Source organism: Bacteroides hominis, assembly GCF_033042785.2.
GTDB classification, from domain to species: domain Bacteria; phylum Bacteroidota; class Bacteroidia; order Bacteroidales; family Bacteroidaceae; genus Bacteroides; species Bacteroides hominis.
This window is the reverse complement of the sequence record NZ_CP178829.1, coordinates 1,982,187-2,007,027: the sequence shown is the minus strand read 5'-3', so window position 1 is coordinate 2,007,027 and position 24,841 is coordinate 1,982,187. Positions and strand designations below refer to the sequence as shown.

Here is a 24,841-nt window from a genome sequence, read left to right as displayed (position 1 = left end):
TACTTATTTAGCATAATCAGGAATCTCTGGGATAGTACGTTCCCACTTCTTCCAAGGTGCTTTATTCTCCGCAAGCAGCTTCTCTAACATTGACTTCTCGCGGATGTTATCCATACACTGCCAAAAACCTGTATGAACATATGACATCAACTGTCCTAGATTAGCAAGTTCTACCAAAGCGGTTTTCTCGAACACACATGAATCTCCGTCTAGCAAGTCAAAAACCTCTGGCTGGAGCACCATATAGCCTGCATTAATAGGCGCACCATCACTTGCATTCTTCTCACGGAATGCACGTACAGCCTGATCCTTGGTGATATCCAGCACACCTTTATCCTGGACCATCTTGACAGCAGTGAGGGTTGCGAGCTTACCGTGTGACTTATGGAACTCAACGAGTTTGTCAATCTCCACATCACACACGCCATCACCATAGGTCATCAAGAATGGCTCGTTGCCCACGTACTTTTGGATACGCTTAATACGTCCGCCAGTCATGGTGTTGTAGCCTGTATCGACAACAGTCACCCTCCAAGGTTCCATATTGGTTTGGTGAACGGTCATCTCGTTCTTACCATTACGGTAATCAAAGGTCACATCAGAGTTATGCAGGAAGTAGTTGGCGAACCACTCCTTGATATACTCCTGCTTGTAACCGGCGCAGATTATAAACTCAGTATGTCCGTAATAGGCATACTCCTCCATGATATGCCAGAGGATAGGCATACCACCGATCTCAATCATCGGTTTTGGTTTGAACTGAGATTCCTCAGATATGCGGGAGCCGAAGCCTCCAGCTAAAAGGACGACTTTCATATAGCGAATTAGGGTGTCCAATTTGATGTACCCACTTTCTAAACCAAAACCTCTTGAAATGCGCTTGCATAAAGGCCTTGCGATAGTATCCTTGGGGTACTCTTCAAATATCTTTGTTTTATTCGATCTTTAATTGAACTCCAAGTCAGAACAAGTTAATTAACAGTTATTTATAATATATTTAAACGATTTGTTTAAACCGAAAAGCGGGAACATCAGTTGTAAGCGCCCAAAACATGGTATACACCTTTCAAGCGAGTGCCGGTAGGCACTCGTCACTTGTCTTGGATATTAAGTTTTAAATTGTTTTCACTAATTCGTTAGACATATTGTCATGGGAAGTAGGTTGTCATTATCCGTTCGCCTCTTCCTGATCTCTGTCATATACTTGCAGAAGAATGAGCGGAAGCTGATTCTGGCCTGCTTGCAAGTTTCAATAAAGGTATTATAAACGGTCGATCGTAAAGCACCTTTCGTGCTACAGAAAAACAGGCTGTTTTTTCTCTGGATAGTCATCCTCGCGCTTATAAAGTTTGGATATCTGCTCCAAGAAGAAACGGGCCTTTTCGCAACCTTGATTATAGGCATCCTTGAACTTATTCCGAGCATGGGCAAGACAGCATAAATGCTCCACCTCCATCAGTTCGTCATCAAGATACATATAGACGTTATAACCATCGCTCTGCAAGGACTTGATTTGCGCATCGCCAAAAAATCCTTCAGCATGCTACGACCACGCCCACCCTCGTGCTTATTACCCAACTCGTCTAGGCGATCTTCATAGAAGAAAATTACAATACCCGCTTTCTTGTTCACAAGGCACCACATATAGGTCTTCTTATGACCGAAGTGGGTTTGGTAGCGACACCAGGTTTCATCAACATTCACATGATAACAGTTGAACAGAAGATACGATAATAAAGAGGCGGTGATATGAGTACCGGGGACTACCTCATCGTATAAAAGAGCCTGATTGTCACCATCGCAAGGAAGATATACCTGTTTGATACTGCCATCGGGATATTTCACTTTCAGAACCTCAAAATGATGTTCTTCAATCAGATTGACAACCGTACGGACTACTTTGGGCTTCATCACTTTCAGAATCATTGTTCTGGATGGTCATTATTAACCACACCCAGGCGTTCCTCGAGCTTCTTATTAGAACGAACCAGCTCGGCATTTTTCTTTCGAAGCTGATCTAATCCATCGGACATCAGAGCCATACGTTCAAACATTTTACTTTGCTCCTTGGAAGTAGACTTAAGCTCCGATAAATCAGCTAATACACAATTCATCTGCTCCTGCTTCTCTTCCAACTGACATAGAAGGAAGCGTACGTAACGCCTCATTTCATCGGGTTCCATATCGCCACATGGATCGGTAGAGGCAGAAGAAAGGTTCAACTCCTGCCTCTCAAGATAATCGCATTAATATTCGGGTATGTAATTCTTCTTGATCCATGCCCTTTTTTAGACATGAAAATATAAACATCGCCCTGAAGAGGATCACGGTAATAACGTGAACGGATGATCTCAGAGACACGTGGAGCCTTGCACCGCATATCGTGAAAAGTAGGAAGATAATAGAAATTCTTCAAACCAAAGTAGTCCAAATTGTTTTTACGGATATCCAGACCATCACGAGTCTGAATACCTTTGGGCTCACCCTCAGTCTTGTAGAGAAACCATAACTTTTCAAAATCACTGCTACTGTACATAAAATTATTTTTTAAATGTGCAGCAAAGGTAAAATCTAATCGGAAACAAGTCAAGACGTCATTTTTAGACGCTGCCCAAAGTGTCTATGCATTCGAACGACTAATATTATCTAGAAGATTTTAGTCTCTACGGAAAATATCACGTGTAAATACCTTCTCCTCCACATCATCCAAGCAAGCGTCGTAACGGTTGGCGATGATGGCATCACTCATCTCTTTGAATTTGGTCAAGTCGTTCACCACCGTGCTGCCAAAGAATGATGTACCATCTTCGAGCGCAGGTTCGTAGATGATGATCTGAGCCCCTTTGGCCTTGATACGTTTCATCACACCTTGTATGGAAGACTGGCGGAAATTGTCGGAGTTCGATTTCATCGTGAGACGGAACACACCCACCACGGTAGGTTGTTCCCGCTGCGCATCCCACTGGCTGGAAGCGGTGTAATAACCGGCTTTCCGCAACACCTGGTCGGCGATGAAATCCTTACGGGTGCGGTTACTCTCCACGATGGCCGACATCATGCTCTGGGGGACATCCGCATAGTTGGCGAGCAATTGTTTGGTATCTTTGGGCAGGCAGTAACCGCCATAGCCGAAACTCGGATTGTTGTAATGGATACCGATACGGGGGTCGAGTCCCACACCTTCTATGATGGACTGGGCATCCAAGCCTTTTACTTCAGCGTATGTGTCAAGTTCGTTGAAGTAGCTGACACGGAGGGCGAGATAAGTATTGGCGAAAAGTTTCACCGCTTCCGCTTCCTTGATGCCCATAAAAAGGGTCGGGATATCTTCTTTTATTGCTCCTTCTTGCAGCAAGGCTGCAAACGTTTTGGCGGCTTGCACGAGCATGGGGACATCGGTTACTGCCCGGATGGCTTGGTTCTCAGCGTCAAAACAGCTGCCGTTCATCATCTTCGGAGAGCCTACGATGATGCGGCTGGGATAGAGGTTATCGTAAAGTGCTTTGCTCTCGCGAAGGAACTCGGGAGAGAAAAGCAGGTTGAGACGTTTGGCGCCACGCTGTGCGTACTTGACGTAAAGACTGCGGCAATAGCCCACAGGGATGGTGGATTTGATCACCATCACGGCATCGGGATTAACACGGAGTACCAAGTCGATGACATCTTCTATGTGATGGGTATCGAAATAATTCTTTACCGGATCGTAGTTCGTGGGGGCGGCAATGACAACAAAGTCGGCATCCGCATAGGCGGAAGTCCCATCAAGGGTAGCCGAAAGACGTAATGGTTTCTCTGCCAGATACTGCTCAATATAATCGTCCTGAATAGGAGAAATCTTCCGGTTGATCTTATCGACCTTTTCGGGAACGACATCGACTGCCACTACTTCGTGATGCTGTGACAGCAACGTGGCAATGCTCATTCCAACGTAGCCCGTTCCGGCTACGGCTATTTTGATATCTTTAAATTCGCGCATAAGGACTGCTTATTTTTTATTCACTTTCTATTCTTCAACATACTCCCACGGATAAGGATTATCCACCACAGTCTGAAACTCGTTGATAGCCTCTTGCTGTTCAGTAGTAAATGACACTGAATCCCAAGAAGCGATAATTGCACGGGCTTCGTCGGCCAAAGGCTCGTCGAATACCTCACCATAGCAGGCAGTAAGCAGGCGGAGCTTCAATAGCGAAGCGGGAAGAGTATCGAGGATATCCCAGCAACGATCTAATATTTTCTGGATATGTTCGCGCTTTTCTCCGTGGTCGATGAACGATGCGTTGTAGCCCATCAGAAGAGCGAGACAGACAGAGGCCTGCTCTTCAACCGTAGAACCTTTGATACCGGAATTATACAATGTTGTGGTCAAGCGGTAAACTTCATTGTTACGGCGGGACAAGTCATCGCTGTAAATGGGACTCCCGTCCATGCCCAAATACATCAGGTCGTGCGCGGCACGCTGAAGGGAAGCTACTTCTTCGGAAAGAGTCATAATAAATTTGAATTATGAATTATTTGATTACTTCTATAAGATCAGGGTGAATAGTGGCCATGGCAACAGCTATGACACCTTGTATGGCAATGACCACGCGACGATCCCGGGCGCCTTTCACTTTCAGGAAAACACCTTCCTGACCCTCGAAGTCACCACCCGTGATACGGACTTTGGTTCCTTTGGACAGGTTAAGTTCGTCGGGTTGAAAATATAGGAGGTGGTCATTGTAAGTGCCGGCTACAGCGATGAAACGCTGCATTTCATTGTCGGGGATAATTATCTTCTTGCCGCTACGGGTATCGGTGATATATTGCAAATAAGCAACCATAGACTTGACGCGCTTCACTTCGGAAGGACAAGCGTGAATAAAAATCAAATTGTGAATGATAGGAACCAGGACACGGACTTTTTTTCCTTTCTTCATACTTATCTTGTATTGCATGGGGACAAAACAGCCCAAGTTCTCTTTCGCAAGCAACCGCATAGCGTCAGTCTCACGACGGTAGGTGGCACGCATAGCGAACCATATTGCAGTCTCTTTCTCCACTTCCATTATACGATTATTTCAGAAAAGGACATTCCTCTAGGGCTTTGAATTTCTTGCACACACTTGAAATTCAATCACTTGCGAGTACTTTATATAATATACGGCAAGTTTTGTACTCTCTTGCCACGGTTTCTTGCAGTTACTCATTACCTGTCTGGTAAGAAACTATAAACAAACGAATTACACTAAAAAAACGTGTTTTTAAACGTTCGTTTATTTGAACTCTATTTTTGTATTCATTTTTTCATTATCGAAACATAAAAGCAGACAGATAAAAAAGAGATTTTTATTCATAGGTATCTATCTAATAATTAATATGTTAAAATAGATACCCAAGAGTGCAAATCATTTTTTTTATTAAACATTTTGCTATTATGAAAATACCCCTTATCTTTGCGTTCAAATAAACGAACGTCTTTTGAAACAACCCTATTTTACCAAACTATCGCATTATAACCCAACAACTTACTACTCCAATAAAAATCAAACAGCACATTTTATCCTGTATTTGCAAGTTTACTAAATTTTTCGTCCATACCTTTGCCATATTTTACACAAATAAAAATCACTAAAATTAAAAAGAGTATGAACTACGAAAACAAACAACAAGAAGAAAAAAAAGGAACTCAAAAAAAACAAAACAGACAACAAGCAAACTTTTGACAATAAAAGACTTAAATCAAACAGGGGACGAAAAAAGGAGAAACCCATACAAGGGATTGTTTTGAAACACTACGAATGCTTAAAGCTACTAATCACACTCTATCAAAATGGAGCAATGGGTATAAAAAAGGAGACATCACAAATTGCGTTAGCCCGATATATAAATGACAAAAAACTATTAGGGAATATTCGAAACGGAATATTCATTCCATTGAAGCTCAGCACCATTCTAAAGGAAATAAACACCATCTGGAACGAAACATTACAAGATAAATCCATTGGCATAAAATAGACAAGAAAACACACCATGAATTATTATACTCCAACTTAATCGGCAAACACTCTACCTTCGAGCCGTAAACAATTTATAAACTTTAAAATCGTATATGTATGAAACGAAAAAAAAGGCCGGCATCACAAAGTGAAGCCATGAGACTAAAATGGAAAAGACGTATCGTATTCGAAAAAGGATACACCGAGTCGTGCGCCGAATGGATGGCGGAACGCCTGGAAGCGTTATTGGATCACATGCAATATGGACATGCGGCAGTGGCTTACCGAAAACAGAACGGGAGTTTCCAACTGGCGAAAGCAACACTGATTTATTACGAAGCGGGGTTCCATAGGGAATATGATCCCACAGAAGTAGAGGGGGCGGTTGTGTACTGGAATGTGGACGAACAGCGATGGACGACGTTTCAAGTGGAGAACTTCATGGAATGGAGACCGATCGTATAGAGTGGTCACCACGGAATTACACGGATTTTCACAGATGAATTATTTCTATTTTGAGGAATCAGGAGAAAACGTCTTTGGGGATCCAGTGTAATTTGTGGTAAATATCTTATTGAAAGTACAAACAACTAATCTAAAAAACAATATGGCGACAACATACGACGGGATCAACTATTTCCCAATAGGCGTAAATTTCATGGAAGAGAACGCAATGGAAGTGATAGAAGCAAAATACGGAATAAAGGGCCCGGCAATCGTGCTGAAGCTGCTTTGTAAAATATACAAGGAAGGATACTACATCCGTTGGGATGAAGAACAGTGCCTGATTTTCGCAAACAAAGCAGGGAGGGAAGTGCAAACAGAAGAGGTGAAGGGAATCATCAAGATTCTGTTCATCAAAGGGATACTGGACGAAAACAGTTATCGGGAAGACGGAATACTGACTTCGGAAAGCATACAAAAGGTATGGCTGGAAGCTACGAAGCGAAGGAAAAGAGAACTGTCGGAGCTCCCCTATCTGATAGTAAAACCGGAAAAGGAAAACGGAAAACCCGATGCTCCTTCTACACCACAGGAAACTCAGCAACCGGAGCTGTTCAAAGAGGAAAAAACACCTGTTAACCCGAAAAACGTAGTACATCATGTAGCCGTTGACGCAAAAAATACATGCGATTCCAGACAAAGTAAAGTAAAGGAAAGTAAAGGAGAGGAAAATAAAGAATTACCCCCCTCAGCTCCCCCCAAGGGGAAGGAGGAAGAATGGAAGGAGGATTCTGCTTCTCTTCCGATACCGGGATACGCCTTCAATACAATGACGCACAATTACTCGGGACTGATAGACACGCTAAAGAGATTGAGCGTTACCGACACCGGGGAAGTAAACTCCATACTCAAGCTGTCGGACTATGGGAGAAAGGGAACGACGGTATGGAAACTGATTGCAAACACTTGCTGGAGCGATATAGGGGCCAAAGGAAGATATCTGATAGCGGCGCTAAACAAGGCGAAAAGAAGATAGCAGGGAGTGTCAGTCCCCGATTTGTAGTTGACAAAAAAACAAGTATACAGGCTTTTATCCCAAAAGGGATTCAGTGAAACAAAGAAGTAAAGAGTGTGCTTAACAAACTAAAACACAGTGTTTTTAAAGCACAAGATTTCTCTCGCCCAAAGCTTTGTTTTAACGCAACGTTAAAGTTTGTTCTTTAAATGCAAATAGCAAGTGTTTTAAATGCAGAAGGCTTGTTATTTGCACACAAGAATAAAATAACGGAGAAATGGCGTTAACAATGTTAATTGAGGGCAAGTATTCTCACATAAGATTATACCAGTTTCTTTTTCTTCCTGTAGTTTTCACGAAACTCTTTGGGTGAACATTCTTTCTTCTTCTTGAAAATCCTATTGAAATTAGAAAGATTATTAAACCCGCATTCATAACAGATTTCAGCAATAGACATAGTAGAATCAACCAGCAGGCGGGCAGCAAACCCCAAACGAATGTCAATGATATAGTCCGAAAGATTCTTACCGGTACGCAATTTAAAGAAGCGACTGAAAGATACCGGAGTCATTCCTACCATATTGGCCAGCTGATTCAGGCGGATCTCTTCCTGATAATGGGCATTAATATATTCCTGCACCTTCTGTACGCGACGGCTATCCGAATGAATGCCGATTTTAGCAAAAGAAGAACTTGACAACGTACGAGCCTCTTCGTTGAAAAGTGACAGTTCGTAAAGGATAGTCAGGAATTTGATAACAGCATAAAACCCCTGTTTCTCGGATGCCAGGGTATCGAGAAGGGGATAAATTTTCAGGATGGCGGACATCGGAAAACAAAGACCTTTCTGAGCTTTCTCAAGCATATCACGAATGGAATCGAACTGATTCTTATTGATAAAGCTTTTAAAAAAGAGATCGGAGGAAAACTGGATCGTTATTTCACGGATCTCTTTTGAATGGCAATCGTGCTGCTCCCATACATGTTCCAGGTCTTTTCCAGTAATCAGAACCAAATCATAATCACTGATCACTTCTGCCGAATCGCCGACAATGCGACGTACTCCGGCGGCTTTCTCCGTAAAGTTCAGCTCAAACTCGGCATGGTTGTGAATGGGATAGGTAAACTCCGTTTTATACCGTTCGGCAATATAAAAACAATCCTTGTCAGACAACGGAGTGATCTCCCGGATAATGTTACTTTGTAGTGCATTCATAGCTAATATAGTATTATTAGCTACAAATATAATACACTTTTTTAATTTCTTCTACTCCACTCCCTAAAATCTTCTCCCGTAGGATTCTGGAATACACGTAATCCGAATTCCGGAATAATAGCAAGCAGATGATCGAATACATCGGCCTGGATTCCTTCGTAAGGTACCCACTCTTTCACAGCAGAAAAAAAGTAAAGTTCGACCGGAATACCTTGTTCGGTGGGCTGAAGATAGCGTACCATGCAAGTGAGATTTTTATTCACGTCGGGAAGACTTTTCAGGTAGTTCGTCAAATAGGCGCGAAACACACCAAGATTGGTCTGGCGTCGCCCATTGACCAAAATAGAGTTGTCTATGTGATGTTCTTTATTATACTCTTTCACCACCTTCTCGGTCTGCTCCACATAATCGGTCAACAATTGGATTTTCTTATATTTAGCCAGCATTTCGGGGGTACAGAATCTGACACTGTTCATATCGATATTGATAGAACGCTTCACACGCCGTCCACCGGACTCCTGCATACCCCGCCAATTCTGAAAAGAATCGCTGACCAGCAGATAGGGAGGAATGGTAGTGATGGTATTGTCCCAATTGCGCACCTTCACTGTATTGAGCGTCACTTCAATCACCGTACCGTCGGCTCCGTATTTGGGCATAGCAATCCAGTCACCTACTTTCAGCATATTATTTGCAGAAAGTTGGATGCCGGACACAAATCCCATGATACTGTCTTTAAACACCAACATCAGGATGGCAGCCGAAGCACCAAGCCCGGTGAGCAGCACCATCGGAGATTTATCTATCAATACACTGATAACAACAATTCCTCCAATGAAAAATAGTATCACTTGCGCTGTTTGCAACAAACCTTTCAATGGTCGATCACGAAACTGCTCTCGCTCACTGTATACATGATAAACAGCCGACAGAAATGCGCTGATAAAACGTAGAAAAACCGCAATGATATAAATCATGCAGATACGACGAATAAAATCGAGGGCACTTACATTTGGAATTGCCAAAGGAATCAACACATAAATAATAATGGGGGGGACAAGATGACTGAGATAAATCAGTACTTTACGGTCGAATACAATATCATCCCAGGTTGCCTTGGTCTTTTTCACTAATTTAGCAACCACTTTCAAAAGGATATGACGGCAAATAAGGTCAGCCAGAAAGGCAACACCGATAATCAGTATCAGTGTTATAATAGGACCTACTTCATTGCTGTTAAATCCCCAGGAAACGAATAAGTTATTTATCTTTTCGGTTATTTGTTCCATATAAAAACTCTTTAATATCTTCTTTCAACCATTGATAGAGGTATAAATCTTTGTATGCACTGTTTTTGCGGAGCATTACTTCCACATTCACCTGACTGTTCTGATAACAAGTCAGTTCGTTATGAAATTGTTCATTGTGTTCTGCCAACTTCTTGATTTCCTGTTCACGCTCGCGCCTTAAAGCCGTACAGACGGGAGTCAGCACTTTCATCACTACATTATCCATAATATGATGCCCTTGAACAAACAAATAAGTAGTATCAGGAAGTACTCCGAGCCTTTCAAGTTCGGCCGATAATCTGTCAATCTCTTCGAGCCCCTGCGGAAAGCGTGTAGACAATTCGGACAACTTAGCTGTAACCGAACGTCTCACCACTTCCAGAGAACGTTCCGGATGTCTCAGGCTAACATCGTGCAAGCGAACACAGCCATTAAACTCACTCATGGAAAACGTATAAGTATCATGGCGGCGATAAAACCAGACAGACCATAGGAAAAGCGGATAAACGATCCGGGAGTATCGCTTCATAAACTCGTTGAAATCAATGAGGTGACGGTCATTCAAAGTTGCCTGTACACAAACCTCATGCAGGCTGTCGGCGTAACAATGATAGTTCTCAATGGCATAGGCATAGGTCTGAAAAATATATTTGTTACGGTTAATCTTACGCGAGGTGGAGGTAGCTCCCTGCAACAGAAAGTCATAGTCGCTATCTACGCAAGCAATCAGGCTTTTCCCGAGCTCAGCGGTATTGAGGGTATTCATCAACACCATCTTCTTGCCTTTGGCCAACGATGTTGCGGAAGGAAGCATCACTTGAAAATAATGTTCTTCGTCCTCAAACTCTTCAAGCAGGGTACGCCAGAAAGCTACATCATCATAACTCTCAACATAAGCAACGATTCGGCGGCGTGCCTTTTTAGAGTACAACTTATGGGCTGCACTGAAGTAGGAAGAGGTCAGATTATCTTTAAGACTAATTGCCATAGGTCGTGTTTGGGTTAAATGCTATTTATAACTGGTTGCAATATCACTTACTTCAGTCACAGCATCGAGCCATCCCTCCATGATGACTGCAGGCGAATGAGTGGTAAGTATAATCTGTACATTCGGATTCAGTTCACGGATCATCGCAATCAATCTTTGCTGCCATTCGATGTGCAATGAAGCTTCGGGTTCGTCCATAAACAAAACGCAATGGGCATTGTCCTGTACAAGTACGGTAAGCAGGATCACCAACATCTGTTTCTCACCGGAAGAAAGCTTATAAGGAAACAGAAGTTCACCATCCTGATAAAAAGCAATATCATTGCGTTTACGGTCTATTTTTTTACGGGTATAGCTGAACAGTTCATCAACCATATCTTGAAAACGGCGCTTGGCTACTGAAAGAGTAGCTGCTTTGCCGCGCTCTTCTTCGTTATTACTACTCAGCAGATCGATCATCTTATTGCCGATATTGACCTGGTAGTCAAGGTAGCGGCGCTGTAACAGGTAAAGTTGCCAGTCGAGCTCGGATTTCACATTTTTATCTGCCATACGGGCTGTGAAGTCTCCCATAATAAGCGGACGATCGTAACTGCGGATCACGTCATACGGAATGTAAGTAGCTTCCGGATTATCAAAAAAGACACGTACCCCGTTTTTTTCATCGCTCTTTACTTCACCTGATAACTGTTCAAGATAACCGACCGATCGATTCAGGATAGTAGTTTTTCCTACTCCATTGATACCGGATAGTATATTGACATCCGGACGAAGGTCCCAGACTATGTTGAACCGGTCCCATAATCCGTTTATTTCGATTCGTTTGATATAATTGGCTGATAGTTCCATAAATGGTTGCATTTAAATTAAACAAATATAGAAAATTCAAACGATAAATTAGTTACTTTTGCATCAGTTTTCAATAAAGGTAACATTCGGTATGGAGATTGATAAGAATCTGAAAGGACATGCACTGGCATTTACGGCCAACGTGATGTGGGGATTAATGTCCCCTATCGGCAAATCGGCATTGACAGAGTTCTCGGCACTTTCGGTAACCACCTTTCGCATGGTAGGGGCGGCAGCAGCTTTCTGGATACTTTCCGCTTTCTGTAAACAAGAGCAGGTAGGACACCGTGACATGTTGAAAATTTTCTTCGCTTCTCTATTCGCCCTTGTTTTCAATCAGGGAATATTTATATTCGGCCTGTCTCTCACTTCTCCGATAGACGCATCTATCGTAACAACGACTTCACCTATCATCACCATGATTGTGGCAGCTATCTATCTGAAAGAACCGGTTACAAACAAAAAGGTATTGGGAATTTTCATTGGAGCAATGGGAGCATTGATCTTGATTTTAAGCAGTCAGGCGACAAGTGCAGGAGGAGGAAGCATCTGGGGAGACTTACTTTGTATGATCGCCCAACTCAGCTTCTCTATCTACCTGACCGTATTCAAAGGATTATCCCAACGCTATTCGGCCATCACAATTAATAAGTGGATGTTTATTTATGCATCTATATGCTATATTCCTTTTTCTTATCAGGATATAGCGGGCATCGAGTGGAACAGTATTTCGACCGCTGCCATTTATCAGGTACTTTATGTGGTACTATGCGGAAGCTTCATTGCTTACATCTGCATCATGACTGCACAAAAACTGATGCGCCCTACAGTAGTAAGTATGTATAACTATGTGCAACCCATTGTTGCTTCCATAGCGGCGATCTTAATGGGAATCGGAAGCTTCGGCTGGGAAAAAGGAGTTGCGATTGCATTGGTATTTCTTGGAGTCTACTTTGTGACTCAAAGTAAATCGAAGGCAGATTTGGAAGGTGTGTCATAACTCACCACAGATTACACAGATTTACACAAAATGATTTTAATCTACTGACAACCAATAATAATTATCTGTGTAATCTGTGGTGAATACGAATTTTGACACCTCTTCATCGTTATTTCAGATCTTCGAAATAAGTATCGAGTAAGCTCTTGGCAGCAACAAAAGAGGTGAGATTTCCCTTGAGCACCTGTTGCTCCTTTTCTTGCAACATCGATTCAATCTTGGCATTGTGATAAAAACTGTCACGTAACTGTTCATTGATGCTCTCATACATCCAGTATTTGCTTTGTTCGTTACGACGATATTCAAAATAGCCATTACCTTTCACAAAATCGATGTACTCGTACACCATATCCCATATTTCCTTTACTCCAAGATTATAGAATCCCGAATAAGTAAGTACACGCGGTGTCCATCCGGAATCCGGAGCCGGGAAAAGATGTAAAGCATTACGGAATTGCGCAGCCGCCAACTTGGCTTTGTCAATGTTATTGCCATCAGCTTTATTTATCACAATACCGTCAGCCATCTCCATAATCCCTCTTTTGATACCCTGTAGTTCATCTCCCGTACCGGCCAACTGAATCAACAGGAAAAAATCGACCATTGAATGAACTGCCGTCTCACTTTGTCCCACTCCTACCGTCTCCACAAAGATCTTATCGAACCCTGCAGCTTCACATAGAATAATCGTTTCACGAGTCTTACGGGCCACTCCTCCCAACGAACCGGCAGAGGGACTGGGACGTATAAATGATTTAGGATGTACAGAAAGCTGCTCCATACGGGTTTTATCACCCAAAATACTTCCTTTGCTGCGTTCACTACTCGGATCAATAGCCAAAACAGCTAACTTACCTCCTTTTTCAAGAACGTGTAATCCAAAGACATCAATCGAAGTACTTTTACCGGCTCCCGGCACACCACTGATACCTACACGAATCGAATTACCGGAATAAGGCAGACATTTTTCAATGACCTCCTGTGCGGTAGCCTGATGTTCGGGACGCACACTTTCCACTAAAGTTACAGCCTGACTCAGAATCGTCACATCCCCTTTGACAATGCCCTCCACAAACTCATTAACCGACAACTGGCGTTTTTTTACTTTTCGCTTCAGATAGGGATTTACAGATGACGGTTGTTCAATGCCTGCATTCACAACCAAACCTTTATATGCTTCGTTATTTTCAGGATGTTCCATGGCAGATATTAATTATGTGATTCGTTACTCGTAGCTTTTACATCGATCTCCACTTTCGGCTGTACCGGATCATTGGTGATCATCAGAATTCGCAAGTGTCTCTTCTTCTTTCCAAGATTCTTTTTCAAGACAGTCACTCTCAGGCGGGTACTTTCGCCCGGCTGCAGTATAGTTTTCTTCAAAGCAACACCTACCGCAGGATTGAATACTTGCAGTTTACTGATCTGCAAAGGAGACTTACCTGTGTTAGTGATAACAATGTCATGTCGGGCTTTGTTTTTCTTAACCAAAACCCGGCTTAAATCAATCTTGGATTCGGACAGACGAATAGCAGGAGCTAAAGCTTTATCTTGCTCGGTCATTCCTGAAAAGTCAGGAAGAAGTATTGCTGACACGGGGATTTCATTTTCCTCACTCACTTTATCACCGGCAAAGCGAGCCAGATAAACAGAAGACTGAGTCAAACCTAAATCCATCAGTTGTTTGGTATCAAGTGTCAGGGTAATGGTTCCTTTCTTACCTTTCAAAAGGACGGTAGGATTAGTTTCCATTTTCAGATAAGGCGGAAGATGCATCAATACAGGTTCGTATGGACGATCGGAAAGATTGACTACCCCCAACGTAATGACCGGTTTTTCTCCGCTGTGTACATCAGGAAAATCTATATCTGTACGGTCAATCCGGATTTGTCCGATTGCATAGGGATGGGTTTTAGTAAAATCCTTGATCTCCTGAACCACCTCTCCATCGAAGTTCAAATAAACCAAACCAGGCTGCGCATTGCTGTAAATGCCGATCGATTTATTGAAATGCCCCAACGCTTTTGCATCAAACGTAGCACTAACCGTTCCTTTTTCTCCGGGAGCAATCGGAGTTTTCGTCCAGTTAGCAACCGAACAGGCACAAGAGGTAGTAACATTAGTCAGTACCAAAGGTTTATCACCAGTATTGGTAATAGTATACTCTACAGAAACCGGACGCTTCCATTCAATCTGTCCGAAATGATGGGTCTCCTTATTAGAAGAGATACGAGGTTGAGCTACAGCCGATAAAGTAATAGTAAGTAAAGTAAATATGAAGAGTAAACTACGTTTCATTCGTTCCTATTTTATTATTGTTAGTTGTTTAAAGTACAAAAATAGGAGTTTTCGTCGAGAATCTGCCACTGATTACATATTTTTAAGCACAGGACATAGTGGCTTTACTCAAAAAAACAGGGGCTGCATCAAAACTCACCACAGAGGACACAGAGTAACACAGAGACGATTTTAGGTTGTTGATTATCAATAAAAAGACTCTATGATACTCTGTGTTACTCCGTGGTGAAAAAAATTTCGACACACCCTCCTGAAAATATTTAATTTTATTTATTGAGATATGTTACAGCGAAACGAAGCTGAGTGGGCTGCATATTCGGGTGCATAGGCACTCTGAATAGTAGCAATTCCTGTTTCGTAACTTCCTGCACGATCGACACGGTAACTATACTCTAAAACATAAGTTCCTTTATTCAAGGTATCGAAAAAGAAATCAGTTGAAGCATCTTTTACTGCTACATAACAACCGACATCACCAACATTGCGATATCCGGACAGGACTTCAATCGGTTCGAGACAGGCAGCGCGCTGGTCTTTCAACTGTATAAAATCCATCGTACGGTCAAGACGGACAGTCAGACGGACTACCACTTTATCACCAACCTTTAACTGAGTCTTACCAATAATCGGTTGCAACTGACGATTGTTATGAGCAATCGTTTCCACATATAATTTCTTATCTACATCCAGACCGCTCCCTTGGCGAACTACTTTATCAAGACTCTCTTCAAACTGTGCATATACTGCTCCCCAGGCAATACCCGGATCTCGTTTTTCAACAATAATCTCAGCGGCATCTACGGTCTTTCTGTCCGTAAAAGTCTTTTTGATATAACCTAACCCCGGAACAGTCGTCTTAGCAGGACTTATCGTTTCCAACACTTCATTGCCAAGAACAATACGGACATCTCCTTGATTATCCAGTAAATTAGTTCCATTGTAAAGCAGAGCATAAACAGCATCTGCAGTAGCTACCGGAGAATCCCATTGCTGGGTCTGTTTCTGCTTTAAAAGCCACATTTTCATTTCTTCAACAACCTGTGCATCCTCTCCCACTCGTTCAAAAGCTTCCATTACATCCACATGGGCAGGTACTTTCAGGTTATTCCAAGTATATGGACTGTCGGCTGTATCAAAAAACATACCCTGGTCATCTGTCCGAGTGAGATATTCTTTAAGGGATGCCATAAACTCCTGAGCCTCTTTCACCTTGCCTACTTTCTGCAAGATAATGGCCGACCAAGCTTTTTCGGTTACAGACTGCTGAGACAATGACGGAGCTACTCTCGAAAGGAAATAGGTATATGCTTCTTTCATGGATGCCGGCACTTTTTCGTCAGAAATAGCAACCAGATAGAGATACTTTAATGCACTTCGTGAAATTCCTTGTGATTTACTGCCGTTTTTTTCGGCTTCACGAATAGAACGATATTCCTGTAAGGCCTCTTTATGAAGATAGTTGAAAGCCGACCGTTGCATATTCAAGGCTGCGCCTTCCAATGGTTTTCCTGTAAGCAGGGCTATACGTGCATTCTGCTCCACAATAAAATCGGTAACAAAAAGACTACCGTTCATTCCTTTATACCAACTCCACGAACCATCAGGTAATTGGAGTTCCTGTAGTTTCAGTAAGGCTGCTGCATTATTATTACGGATATTATTCAAATCGAATAGAGTGGCAATGCGTTCTTTTTGTTCGCTTTCCGAGGTAGCTTCCATCACCCAGGGAGATTCGGAAAGAAGGATATTCTTCACTTCCTGATTCTTTTGCAAATTACTCAGGAAAGTTTCTTTGGTGCCTCCCCCGAGTTTCCAACTGTCAAAAATAGCTCGAATACGTGGTTGGGCATTCATTATGTAAGAGGCCATTGTGTTGGCATACCAGGAAGTAGCCCATGAAATGGCATCATCATTTCTGGGTTGCGACAACGCTGGCAATGCTTGTACGGCATACCAAGCCGGATTGGCAGTAAATTCAACGGTTAAACGCCGGTTGGTTGCAGTCTTGCTATGATGATTGAAAAGGTCTGCTAAAGAGAAAGTACGCGTTTGTTCACCACGGACAGGCATAGGCAAGGTCTCTGTCAGATTCTCTTTATTGCTGAGAACCGGAAGCAGGTGTTGTTCACCATCGCTGAAATTGCCTCCTTCGGCTATCATCCGGCACCCCAGAACTTCATATTTATCAGTAACCGTAAACAGGAAATCCACCCCGACAGTCTGTCCGGGCCCGGCATTAAATTTCTTTTGCTGGGTAGATATCACCTGATCCGTCATAGGATTGAAAAGCACAAGTTTCACTGTACCCGACATGCTTTTACCTGTGAGATTGCTAACAGAAGCAGCGATGGAAGTATGGTCTCCCACCCGGACAAACCGCGGCAGATTTGGGGTAAGCATAAACTCTTTACTGGTAACAGCAGTAGCATTTATCTGACCCGTCATCATATTCTGTGTGTGGGCATAACCACGGAAATTCCAGGTCGTAAGGCTTTGCGGCATACGGAAAGAGAAGCTGACCTCACCCTGAGCATTAGTATGAAGTTGCGGATAGAAAAAAGCTGTTTCAGCAAAGTTGGTACGTAACTCTATATCTGCAGCCCTATTCACTGCCGAATGGTCTGCCTGATTTACAGCCCCCGCGTCTTGTGAAACAGAAATCATTTCGGATTCAAAAAGAACATCGTCTGCGGCCTCGCTTTTCATTTGTTGTTTCATAGCTCCCATTCCACGCATACGAGCATAACGGGTAACCGGAGCGGCATCATTGGTTATCGACAACACCTCGGCAACAGCATATCCGACAGGAGGTAATACAAAATGATCGTAACTGAAAGAAGGTACTTTCAAACTACGCTGACGGAAACCAAAATAGAAATAGTTCGAATCTGCATAGTCCCTCCTCCAATGGGAAACAGGAACGGAAAGATGATAATATAGCTGCAGAGACTGGTCAGCTTTCCAGATTTTATCCAGTGAAGCATCGTACATGGTAGCCAACATCTCGGCCAAAACCGGTGATCCTTGTGGATTCCGGATCGTCAGCTTCCATTCCTCTTCCTGTCCGGGACGTAATTTGTCACGGAATACATCCCAGCGTATATTCAAAGTATAATCGGGCAAACGCTTTGTCAGACTTACTTCCTGTTCGTAAACTATTCCTTTACGAACAAATGCAAAAGTAATGCCCAAACCATTTCCATAAGCCTCCCGATAAGGGTACTCAAAACGGACAAGCGAATCGGACAAATGAAGAAGTTTGCTCTCCAGATGCTTGTTACCACTGAATACATCCATAAGTACATAAGCATCCTTTTCGGAAGTTCCAAAGTAGAATAGTGCAGGATGTTCTGCATCAAACCGGGTATTTACCTCATAATACCATAAAGGCATGGACACCGGTGGACGTTTATCATTCAAAGCGAAAAGGATCACAACCTTTTCCGTTTCTGATTTACGTCCCTGGGCATCCGTCACAGAAGCTACAAGTTTATAAGCACCGGAAGGTAGTGTTTTCCAGTCGGACAATAACGTCTCTTCATTGGATCTGAACGAACCTGAAAGGATTGCCTGAGCAGAAACCTTCTGATCTTTCACAGCTTTGGATTCCTCATAACCTGAAATAGAGAACAATTGGTAACTGCCTTCGACGGCAACCGGTTTACGTTCCAGATTATTTACCTGAAAAGTAGCTTTTATGGAATCGTCTTTACAGATAAGTCCGTTTATATCGGCAAATAGCAGCAAGGAAGTCTTTCCGGCCCGCAGGCTGATTTCCGAAGTCTGCGTTTCGCCCGCAACATTCATGACCGAGACCTGTACTTTATAGTCATAATAGGAAGAAGTGTCATCACCATCGTCAAGGTCGGAGCCTGAAGTATCGGGTTTCAGGTCAACAGGGAGCTCAAAATTTCCATCTGCCCCCAGACGCACGGTGTCAGAAGCCAATATGACGGGATTCACTCCCCACATCCGCCAGGAACAAAGGGAACGGGTTATGGTATAAGTAACCGGAATATCCTGTAAAGGCACACCGCTGAAAGTCTTGACATTCCCTTTCAATTCGACACGGTCCCCTAAACGATAACTTTCAGTCACCGGCTCAAATGTAATGTCAAATGTAGGACGTTTATAATCTTCCACCCTAATGGTACGGAAACCGTTTTGAGTATTCAGGCTGAAAATGCCGTTCAAACAAACGGATGGTAATACGAATTCAGCAGTAAAAGAACCGAAATCACCGGTACGCAGCTTCTTTATACCCACTTCCTGCCCATTGGCATCTGTAAGTGTCAGTGTATATTCTCGCCCGGCAAGCACATGGGCAGAATCCGGGTATTGTTCATAGGCAATTCCTTTCACATAGACAGTCTGTCCCGGACGGTAAAGAGAACGATCGGTAAGCAAAGTTACGGCAGAAACCGGCTTTGTATCATCTGTAAAGTTATAATTCCCACCCCATAAATAGATTTGCGGCATAGCCGTATCGGCTCCTTTGGCAGCCGTCAGGTATCTGTACTCTCCTGATGAAGCAAACTGTGCTTTCCCTTCAGCATTAGTGGTAGCGGTCAGAAGCTGTTTGTTCTGTCGGTCGAAGACTGAAAGCAGAACCCCCTCTATAGGCTTCCCACTCATATCATCGAGTACAGCTACCTCACTTAGCTTGGAAGGCAAAGAGCGGGTCAGCACTTTGAAGCGGGTGGAAGACAGAAACTTCGCAGAATTAGAACGAACCTCAGCATCCGGAACAATACGGAGGGCATAGAGGCCTGTTTCAGGAGCTTTCATATGAAATATAGAGTCTTGCATTTTATAGTCACCAGACGGGAAAAGGACATAATGCACCGACGAAAGCAAGCGCCCATATTTCTTTAAGAATGTTTCATCAGGTACTTCCACTGCATTGGGGCGAACCGGCAAATTGATCGCATACAACTGAACTGCGAAACTCTTCAGATTCTTAAAACTGACTTTCAAGTCGAATTCCTCACCGGGATAAACCGCTGACGGGGTCTGCACTGTAAAATCCGGGCTCAGGATATCCTGCTTCAGCTCTCTCAAGGCATTAATACGGTGATAAGCCGGATAGCGGGAAATAGCCTCATCACACAATTGCAATCCGGAAGCAGGTACACCGGCATTCACCGCCTCCTGGGCCTTAAGTAAATAAACCTCGGCACAAATGTCACGTGACTGGTTCTCAGCAATCAGTTTATTCAATGCTGCCAGATAAGGATCTTGCGTCAGCCCGATTCTACCTTCGGGAGCATGATAAGGACGAAAACCGGGATCGGTGCGCCTTTTCCACTGCAGATAATCCAAGTTAGTAAGCAACAGAGCGTCCGGATTATCGGTCCGGCGATATGAATCCATCATGTGTCGATAAATCCCTTCGATACGTGCATTTATCAGAGAATCACTGCCCAACCCGGATAAACTCTCTAATGAAGCAATGGCACGGGAAGCTAAAAGATGATACATATCATGATGATAATAATCACTTGTTACCCCCAGCTCGACAAAAGGAATGTAACTTCGGGATGAAGTATCGAGCAGTAACAAGGAATCCTGAAACGTTACGGCTGTTTCTGACATCACTTTCGTTACAAACTGATTTTTACTCCACTCCCGAATATCATTTGAGGGAGTCACTTCCTCCAAATCTGTACGGCGGTTTAGTTTCCAACGATTTTGAGAAGCATAATCGGCATACATACTGCCGATAAGCGAATGCAGAACCGCACGGTCCAGTGGCTTATCTGTAGTTTTCACCCACTGCTCTAATCCGTTCAACGACACATAGAAACTATCCGGAGTGATCTCTTCCCTGAATCTCATCTGCCAGACATAGGCTTTCAGCATTTGAGGAGAGTTCTTCTCAATTTCAGCTTTCTTATAAATTTCACCGGTCAACCGGACGATAGTCTCGGGCAGGCTTTTCTGTTGGGCCTGCTCCACTTGCTTCCATAACTTATCGTATGATTGGGCATGTGTCCATGACATCATTCCCATAGAAAGTAACACGATAATACAAATTAGTCTAATCTTCATATCTTAAAAGTTTAAGTATCAATACATAATTAACAAAGTAACAAAATAAAGTTTAAAGATTTGTTCTTTTTCTTATAAAAAAAGAGAACAGATCGGGCATATTTCCATAACCAGCATGAGCAAAATTAAGGTCTTTTAACACAAAACTGAAAACGACAAGACTTTTTCAGTTAACTTTGTAATCGCAACCATTAATCTAATCACAAACCAACACACAACATCTTATGAAAAACAGACATTACTTGAAGTATATGCTGGCGATTACCGCATTATTATTCAATGGAGAAGCAATCTACTCACAAACCCATCCGATAGAAAGTTATCTGAAAGCGGCAGGAGACCATGCAACCATTTATAATGGTGAAATAGAATTTACGTACAGTCTTGCTCAATACGAAAATCTCCCTTATTTTCAAAGTGACGAATTTACTTCCGGAGAGATCATCTTCAGAGGTAACCGGTATCCGGGTCTGGCCCTTCACCTGGATTTGTACAAAGACCAACTTTCGGCTCTGAATCCCGGTAGCCGTCATAGCATTATTATTAATAACGAAGGAATCGAACAGGTAAAACTACACAATGCTACATTCATCTACTTCCGTCCAACGCCAAATACAAATCTGGACAAAGGATTTTACGAATTACTGCACAATGGAAAAGAATTGAGACTATTGGCACGCAAAAAATATTATATTGCTCATATCAGTGCGGAAAAAATAATAAAAACCGGCAAACACCAGACTGAATATTTCACGTACAAAGCAAAATATTATCTGGAGTACAACGGAGTATATTATTCCGTCAGTAACAAAAAGACGTTTGCCAGGATCTTTCCGGAACAGCGTAAACTGATAAACCGCTATGTACGAAAACAGAAGCTAAACTTCCGTCATGATACTGACGCCTCACTGACAGCCCTTACAAACTATTGTGAAGAATTGATAGCCCCCAAACAGACACGATGAAAAAGAATATATACCTATGGATGCTGCCCCTGTTATTCTGGTGGCCGCAACAAGCAGTGGCACAACAGCCGCTCTCACTTCCTGCCGACAGTATAACCATTGATACCCTACTGGAATCAATGGAGAAAAATACATCCTACAGAATTTATACTACCATTGACACCTCCTTCAAGGTATTGGTAAGAGGAAAGACTACGCCTTTACAGCAGTTGAAAGAAGCACTGGCACCGACACCCTATAAACTATCGGTATATGGGAACATTTTATTCGTGCTGAAAGAACAGGAGCTTATCACACTATTGCCTCCCACACTGACAGGCGAACCGGAAAAAGATGAAGGTTACTATGGGGATGTATATACTTATCTGAGAGACGAACCGGAAAAAGCATCTTCAGAAAACAAAGTATATAATGTAGGAGATGTACGGATCAAACAACGCCCCCGGAAAGCAACACTCAAAGGGCAAGTGACTAACTTTAAAACCGGTGAGCCCATGATCGGTATCAATCTGATTTTAAAGGACCCATGGATAGCGACAACAACAGACGCAAAGGGTAACTTTACCCTTGAGCTTCCTACCGGACATAAGCAATTGGACATAAAAGGACTGAATGTAAAAGATACGCGACGTCAAATCATGCTTTTCAGTGACGGAACACTCAATATAGAACTGGAAGAGAGTACACATATGCTGGACGAAGTAACCATTACTTCCGGACGCATACAGAATGTAAAGAGCACACAGCTGGGAGCTGAGACTTTGCGCCCTACACAGCTGAAAAATATCCCAATGGCTTTGGGGGAAGTGGACATTCTGAAGATGGTACAAGCCTTGCCGGGAGTAAAAACAGTAGGTGAAGCTTCAAGCGGATTCAACGTACGTGGCGGAGCTACCGACCAAAACCTGATTTTACTTAATGACGGAACCATTTATAACCCCAACCACTTATTTGGCTTCTTCGCCGCTTTCAATTCGGACATGGTGAAAGAGGCCGAAATATATAAAAGCAGCATCCCCGCACAATATGGCGGACGTATCTCGTCTATTCTGGATATCACCGGCAAAGAGGCCAATAAAGAAAAGTTCACAGGTTCGGCGGGTATCGGACTGGTGACAAGCAAACTGAATCTGGAGATTCCGGTCATCAAAGACAGGACATCTGTCTTACTAAGCGGACGTACTACATATTCCGACTGGATTATGAAACAGCTTCCGGAAAAAAGCGGTTACAAAGACGGCACCGCCGGTTTTTATGACCTGGGCGCCATTGTGGCACATAAGTTCAACGATAAACACAGCCTTAATATTTACGGATATTATAGCCATGACCGCTTTGCTTTCAACTCAAACGAAAAATACGGTTACAACAACCTTAATGCCTCAGCACGATGGAGGGCTGTATTTAATGAGAGACTGGTGGGATATTTCTCGGCCGGATACGATCACTACGACTACAATAACCGGGAAACAGTCAATGCCTCAAGCGCATATAAGCTATCGTTTGACATTAATCAATATTTCGTTAAGGCAGACTTTACAAACAAACTGACCGGCAATAATACATTAAACTTTGGTTTTAAATCAATGCTGTACAATATCAATTCGGGAACTTACGAACCTGAAGGAAGTGAATCACTGGTGAAAAAGGATGCTTTGCAAAAAGATAAAGCTCTGGAAACGGCGTTCTATTTGGGTGATGAATGGGAAATCACTCCAAAACTGTCTGTCAACGCAGGAATCCGCTATTCGCTATTCAATGCGTTAGGCCCACGTTCGTATTATAAATATGAACCGGGTACGCTCCCGCACGAATCGACTATAACAGATACTATCACTGCCGGAGCAGGAAAAGTGATGAAAACCTATCACGGACCCGAATTCCGGCTATCCGCACGATACTCCTTCACGGATGATTTTTCAATTAAAGCAGGATTTAACTCGATGCGGCAATATATACATAAACTGTCGAATACTGTCATCATGTCGCCAACCGACACATGGAAACTGAGTGATGTCAACATTAAACCCCAAAAAGGTTGGCAAGCCGCGGCAGGACTTTACCTGAATTCTCCGAACGGTATCTGGGAATACTCAGTGGAAGGTTATTATAAGCGGATGTCCGATTATCTGGACTATCGCGGAGGAGCCAAACTGCTAATGAACCACCATATTGAAACTGATGTTATCAACACGCAAGGACACGCCTACGGTGTGGAACTGCAGGTAAAAAAACAGGTTGGAAAACTGAACGGTTGGATGAGTTATACCTATTCGCGTACTTTCTTGAGACAGAATGACAAACGGATCGAAAAACCGGTAAACAACGGTGACTGGTATCCTACGGAATATGATAAGCCTCATGATTTCAAGTTTGTAGGTAACTATAAATTTACGCACCGCTACAGTATGTCGATCAATGTGGACTACAGCACAGGACGTCCGACAACCATTCCTGCCGGACAATATTATGATGAGTCGACACAATCGATGCGGGCTTATTACACGGAACGAAACTCATACCGTATACCGGACTACTTTCGTACAGACATCTCTTTCAATATAGAGCCCAGCCATCACCTGACGCTACTAACGCATAGTTCTATTTCTATCGGAATATACAACGTCACCGGAAGAAAAAATGTTTATTCCATTTATTATGTGTCGGAAGAAGGTCAGATAAAGGGGTACCAGATGTCTATCTTCGGAGTGCCGATTCCTTTCATTACATATAACATAAAATTCTAAC

Annotated in this window: 20 protein-coding genes; 5 read left to right on the top strand and 15 right to left on the bottom strand. The window is 42.9% G+C overall.

Annotated features, from left to right (window positions below; translation table 11 throughout):
- Nucleotides 1–3 precede the first annotated feature (3 nt).
- The 8 genes from rfbF to upgY all read right to left on the bottom strand — a co-directional run bounded on the left by rfbF (nt 4) and on the right by upgY (nt 5,048).
- On the bottom strand, nt 4–816 hold the full coding sequence (gene rfbF, locus R3O62_RS08475; protein WP_220654266.1) for a glucose-1-phosphate cytidylyltransferase: 813 nt from the start codon (nt 814–816) through the stop codon (nt 4–6).
- Nucleotides 817–1,294: 478 nt separating this feature from the next.
- Entirely contained in the window at nt 1,295–1,477 is a 183-nt protein-coding gene (locus R3O62_RS08470) for an IS66 family transposase (protein ID WP_269110066.1), read from the bottom strand.
- A complete protein-coding gene (locus tag R3O62_RS08465; RefSeq protein ID WP_269110064.1) occupies nt 1,456–1,926 on the bottom strand; it encodes a hypothetical protein in 471 nt (156 codons plus the stop codon). The genes R3O62_RS08470 and R3O62_RS08465 overlap by 22 nt, the downstream gene beginning before the upstream one ends.
- On the bottom strand, nt 1,923–2,183 hold the full coding sequence (locus tag R3O62_RS08460) for a hypothetical protein (RefSeq protein ID WP_317472946.1): 261 nt from the start codon (nt 2,181–2,183) through the stop codon (nt 1,923–1,925). Before R3O62_RS08460 ends, R3O62_RS08465 begins: the two co-directional genes overlap by 4 nt.
- A gap of 35 nt (nt 2,184–2,218) precedes the next feature.
- A complete protein-coding gene (locus R3O62_RS08455) occupies nt 2,219–2,536 on the bottom strand; it encodes a transposase (protein ID WP_235331807.1) in 318 nt (105 codons plus the stop codon).
- 120 nt (nt 2,537–2,656) lie between these two features.
- Entirely contained in the window at nt 2,657–3,976 is a 1,320-nt protein-coding gene (locus tag R3O62_RS08450) for a UDP binding domain-containing protein (RefSeq protein ID WP_235331808.1), read from the bottom strand.
- A 27-nt stretch (nt 3,977–4,003) separates the two neighbouring features.
- The gene (locus R3O62_RS08445; protein WP_235331809.1) at nt 4,004–4,492 is read right to left on the bottom strand and encodes a UpxZ family transcription anti-terminator antagonist; all 489 of its coding nucleotides are present in this window, start codon (nt 4,490–4,492) and stop codon (nt 4,004–4,006) included.
- A 19-nt stretch (nt 4,493–4,511) separates the two neighbouring features.
- Nucleotides 4,512–5,048: a capsular polysaccharide transcription antiterminator UpgY gene (gene upgY, locus R3O62_RS08440; RefSeq protein WP_250710117.1), complete on the bottom strand. Its 537-nt coding sequence runs from the start codon at nt 5,046–5,048 to the stop codon at nt 4,512–4,514.
- Between the two features lie 1,047 nt (nt 5,049–6,095).
- Here upgY and R3O62_RS08435 point away from each other — a divergent pair.
- Both R3O62_RS08435 and R3O62_RS08430 read left to right on the top strand, forming a co-directional pair.
- On the top strand, nt 6,096–6,443 hold the full coding sequence (locus R3O62_RS08435; RefSeq protein WP_188520815.1) for an SH3 beta-barrel fold-containing protein: 348 nt from the start codon (nt 6,096–6,098) through the stop codon (nt 6,441–6,443).
- A 142-nt stretch (nt 6,444–6,585) separates the two neighbouring features.
- The gene (locus R3O62_RS08430; RefSeq protein ID WP_269110061.1) at nt 6,586–7,458 is read left to right on the top strand and encodes a DUF4373 domain-containing protein; all 873 of its coding nucleotides are present in this window, start codon (nt 6,586–6,588) and stop codon (nt 7,456–7,458) included.
- Between the two features lie 301 nt (nt 7,459–7,759).
- Here R3O62_RS08430 and R3O62_RS08425 read toward each other — a convergent pair whose 3' ends face one another.
- The 4 genes from R3O62_RS08425 to R3O62_RS08410 are packed head-to-tail and all read right to left on the bottom strand — an operon-like array spanning nt 7,760 to nt 11,779.
- Complete coding sequence (locus tag R3O62_RS08425) at nt 7,760–8,653, bottom strand: AraC family transcriptional regulator (RefSeq protein WP_022012232.1); 894 nt, start codon at nt 8,651–8,653, stop codon at nt 7,760–7,762.
- 41 nt (nt 8,654–8,694) lie between these two features.
- The gene (locus R3O62_RS08420; protein ID WP_032531459.1) at nt 8,695–9,942 is read right to left on the bottom strand and encodes a mechanosensitive ion channel family protein; all 1,248 of its coding nucleotides are present in this window, start codon (nt 9,940–9,942) and stop codon (nt 8,695–8,697) included.
- Nucleotides 9,914–10,930, bottom strand: coding sequence for a DUF4435 domain-containing protein (locus R3O62_RS08415; RefSeq protein ID WP_005810390.1), 1,017 nt, complete (start codon nt 10,928–10,930; stop codon nt 9,914–9,916). Before R3O62_RS08415 ends, R3O62_RS08420 begins: the two co-directional genes overlap by 29 nt.
- 21 nt (nt 10,931–10,951) lie before the next feature.
- Nucleotides 10,952–11,779: an AAA family ATPase gene (locus R3O62_RS08410; RefSeq protein WP_005810392.1), complete on the bottom strand. Its 828-nt coding sequence runs from the start codon at nt 11,777–11,779 to the stop codon at nt 10,952–10,954.
- A 91-nt stretch (nt 11,780–11,870) separates the two neighbouring features.
- On the opposite strand from R3O62_RS08410, the gene R3O62_RS08405 reads away from it, so the two are divergent.
- Nucleotides 11,871–12,779 carry a DMT family transporter gene (locus R3O62_RS08405; protein WP_005775500.1) on the top strand — a complete coding sequence of 303 codons (909 nt, stop codon included), beginning with the start codon at nt 11,871–11,873 and terminating at the stop codon, nt 12,777–12,779.
- Nucleotides 12,780–12,888: 109 nt separating this feature from the next.
- On the opposite strand, the gene meaB is transcribed toward R3O62_RS08405, so the two are convergent.
- The 3 genes from meaB to R3O62_RS08390 all read right to left on the bottom strand — a co-directional run bounded on the left by meaB (nt 12,889) and on the right by R3O62_RS08390 (nt 21,128).
- The gene (gene meaB, locus R3O62_RS08400) at nt 12,889–13,980 is read right to left on the bottom strand and encodes a methylmalonyl Co-A mutase-associated GTPase MeaB (RefSeq protein WP_032539570.1); all 1,092 of its coding nucleotides are present in this window, start codon (nt 13,978–13,980) and stop codon (nt 12,889–12,891) included.
- A gap of 8 nt (nt 13,981–13,988) precedes the next feature.
- Complete coding sequence (locus R3O62_RS08395) at nt 13,989–15,077, bottom strand: DUF1573 domain-containing protein (RefSeq protein WP_022012231.1); 1,089 nt, start codon at nt 15,075–15,077, stop codon at nt 13,989–13,991.
- Nucleotides 15,078–15,347: 270 nt separating this feature from the next.
- Nucleotides 15,348–21,128, bottom strand: coding sequence for an alpha-2-macroglobulin family protein (locus R3O62_RS08390; RefSeq protein WP_317472947.1), 5,781 nt, complete (start codon nt 21,126–21,128; stop codon nt 15,348–15,350).
- Nucleotides 21,129–21,352: 224 nt separating this feature from the next.
- Between R3O62_RS08390 and R3O62_RS08385 the strand changes: the two genes are divergently transcribed.
- The gene (locus R3O62_RS08385; protein WP_005818350.1) at nt 21,353–22,093 is read left to right on the top strand and encodes a hypothetical protein; all 741 of its coding nucleotides are present in this window, start codon (nt 21,353–21,355) and stop codon (nt 22,091–22,093) included.
- Nucleotides 22,090–24,840, top strand: a complete 2,751-nt coding sequence (locus R3O62_RS08380) for a TonB-dependent receptor (RefSeq protein ID WP_317472948.1) — start codon at nt 22,090–22,092, stop codon at nt 24,838–24,840. The genes R3O62_RS08385 and R3O62_RS08380 overlap by 4 nt, the downstream gene beginning before the upstream one ends.
- Nucleotide 24,841: the final 1 nt, after the last annotated feature.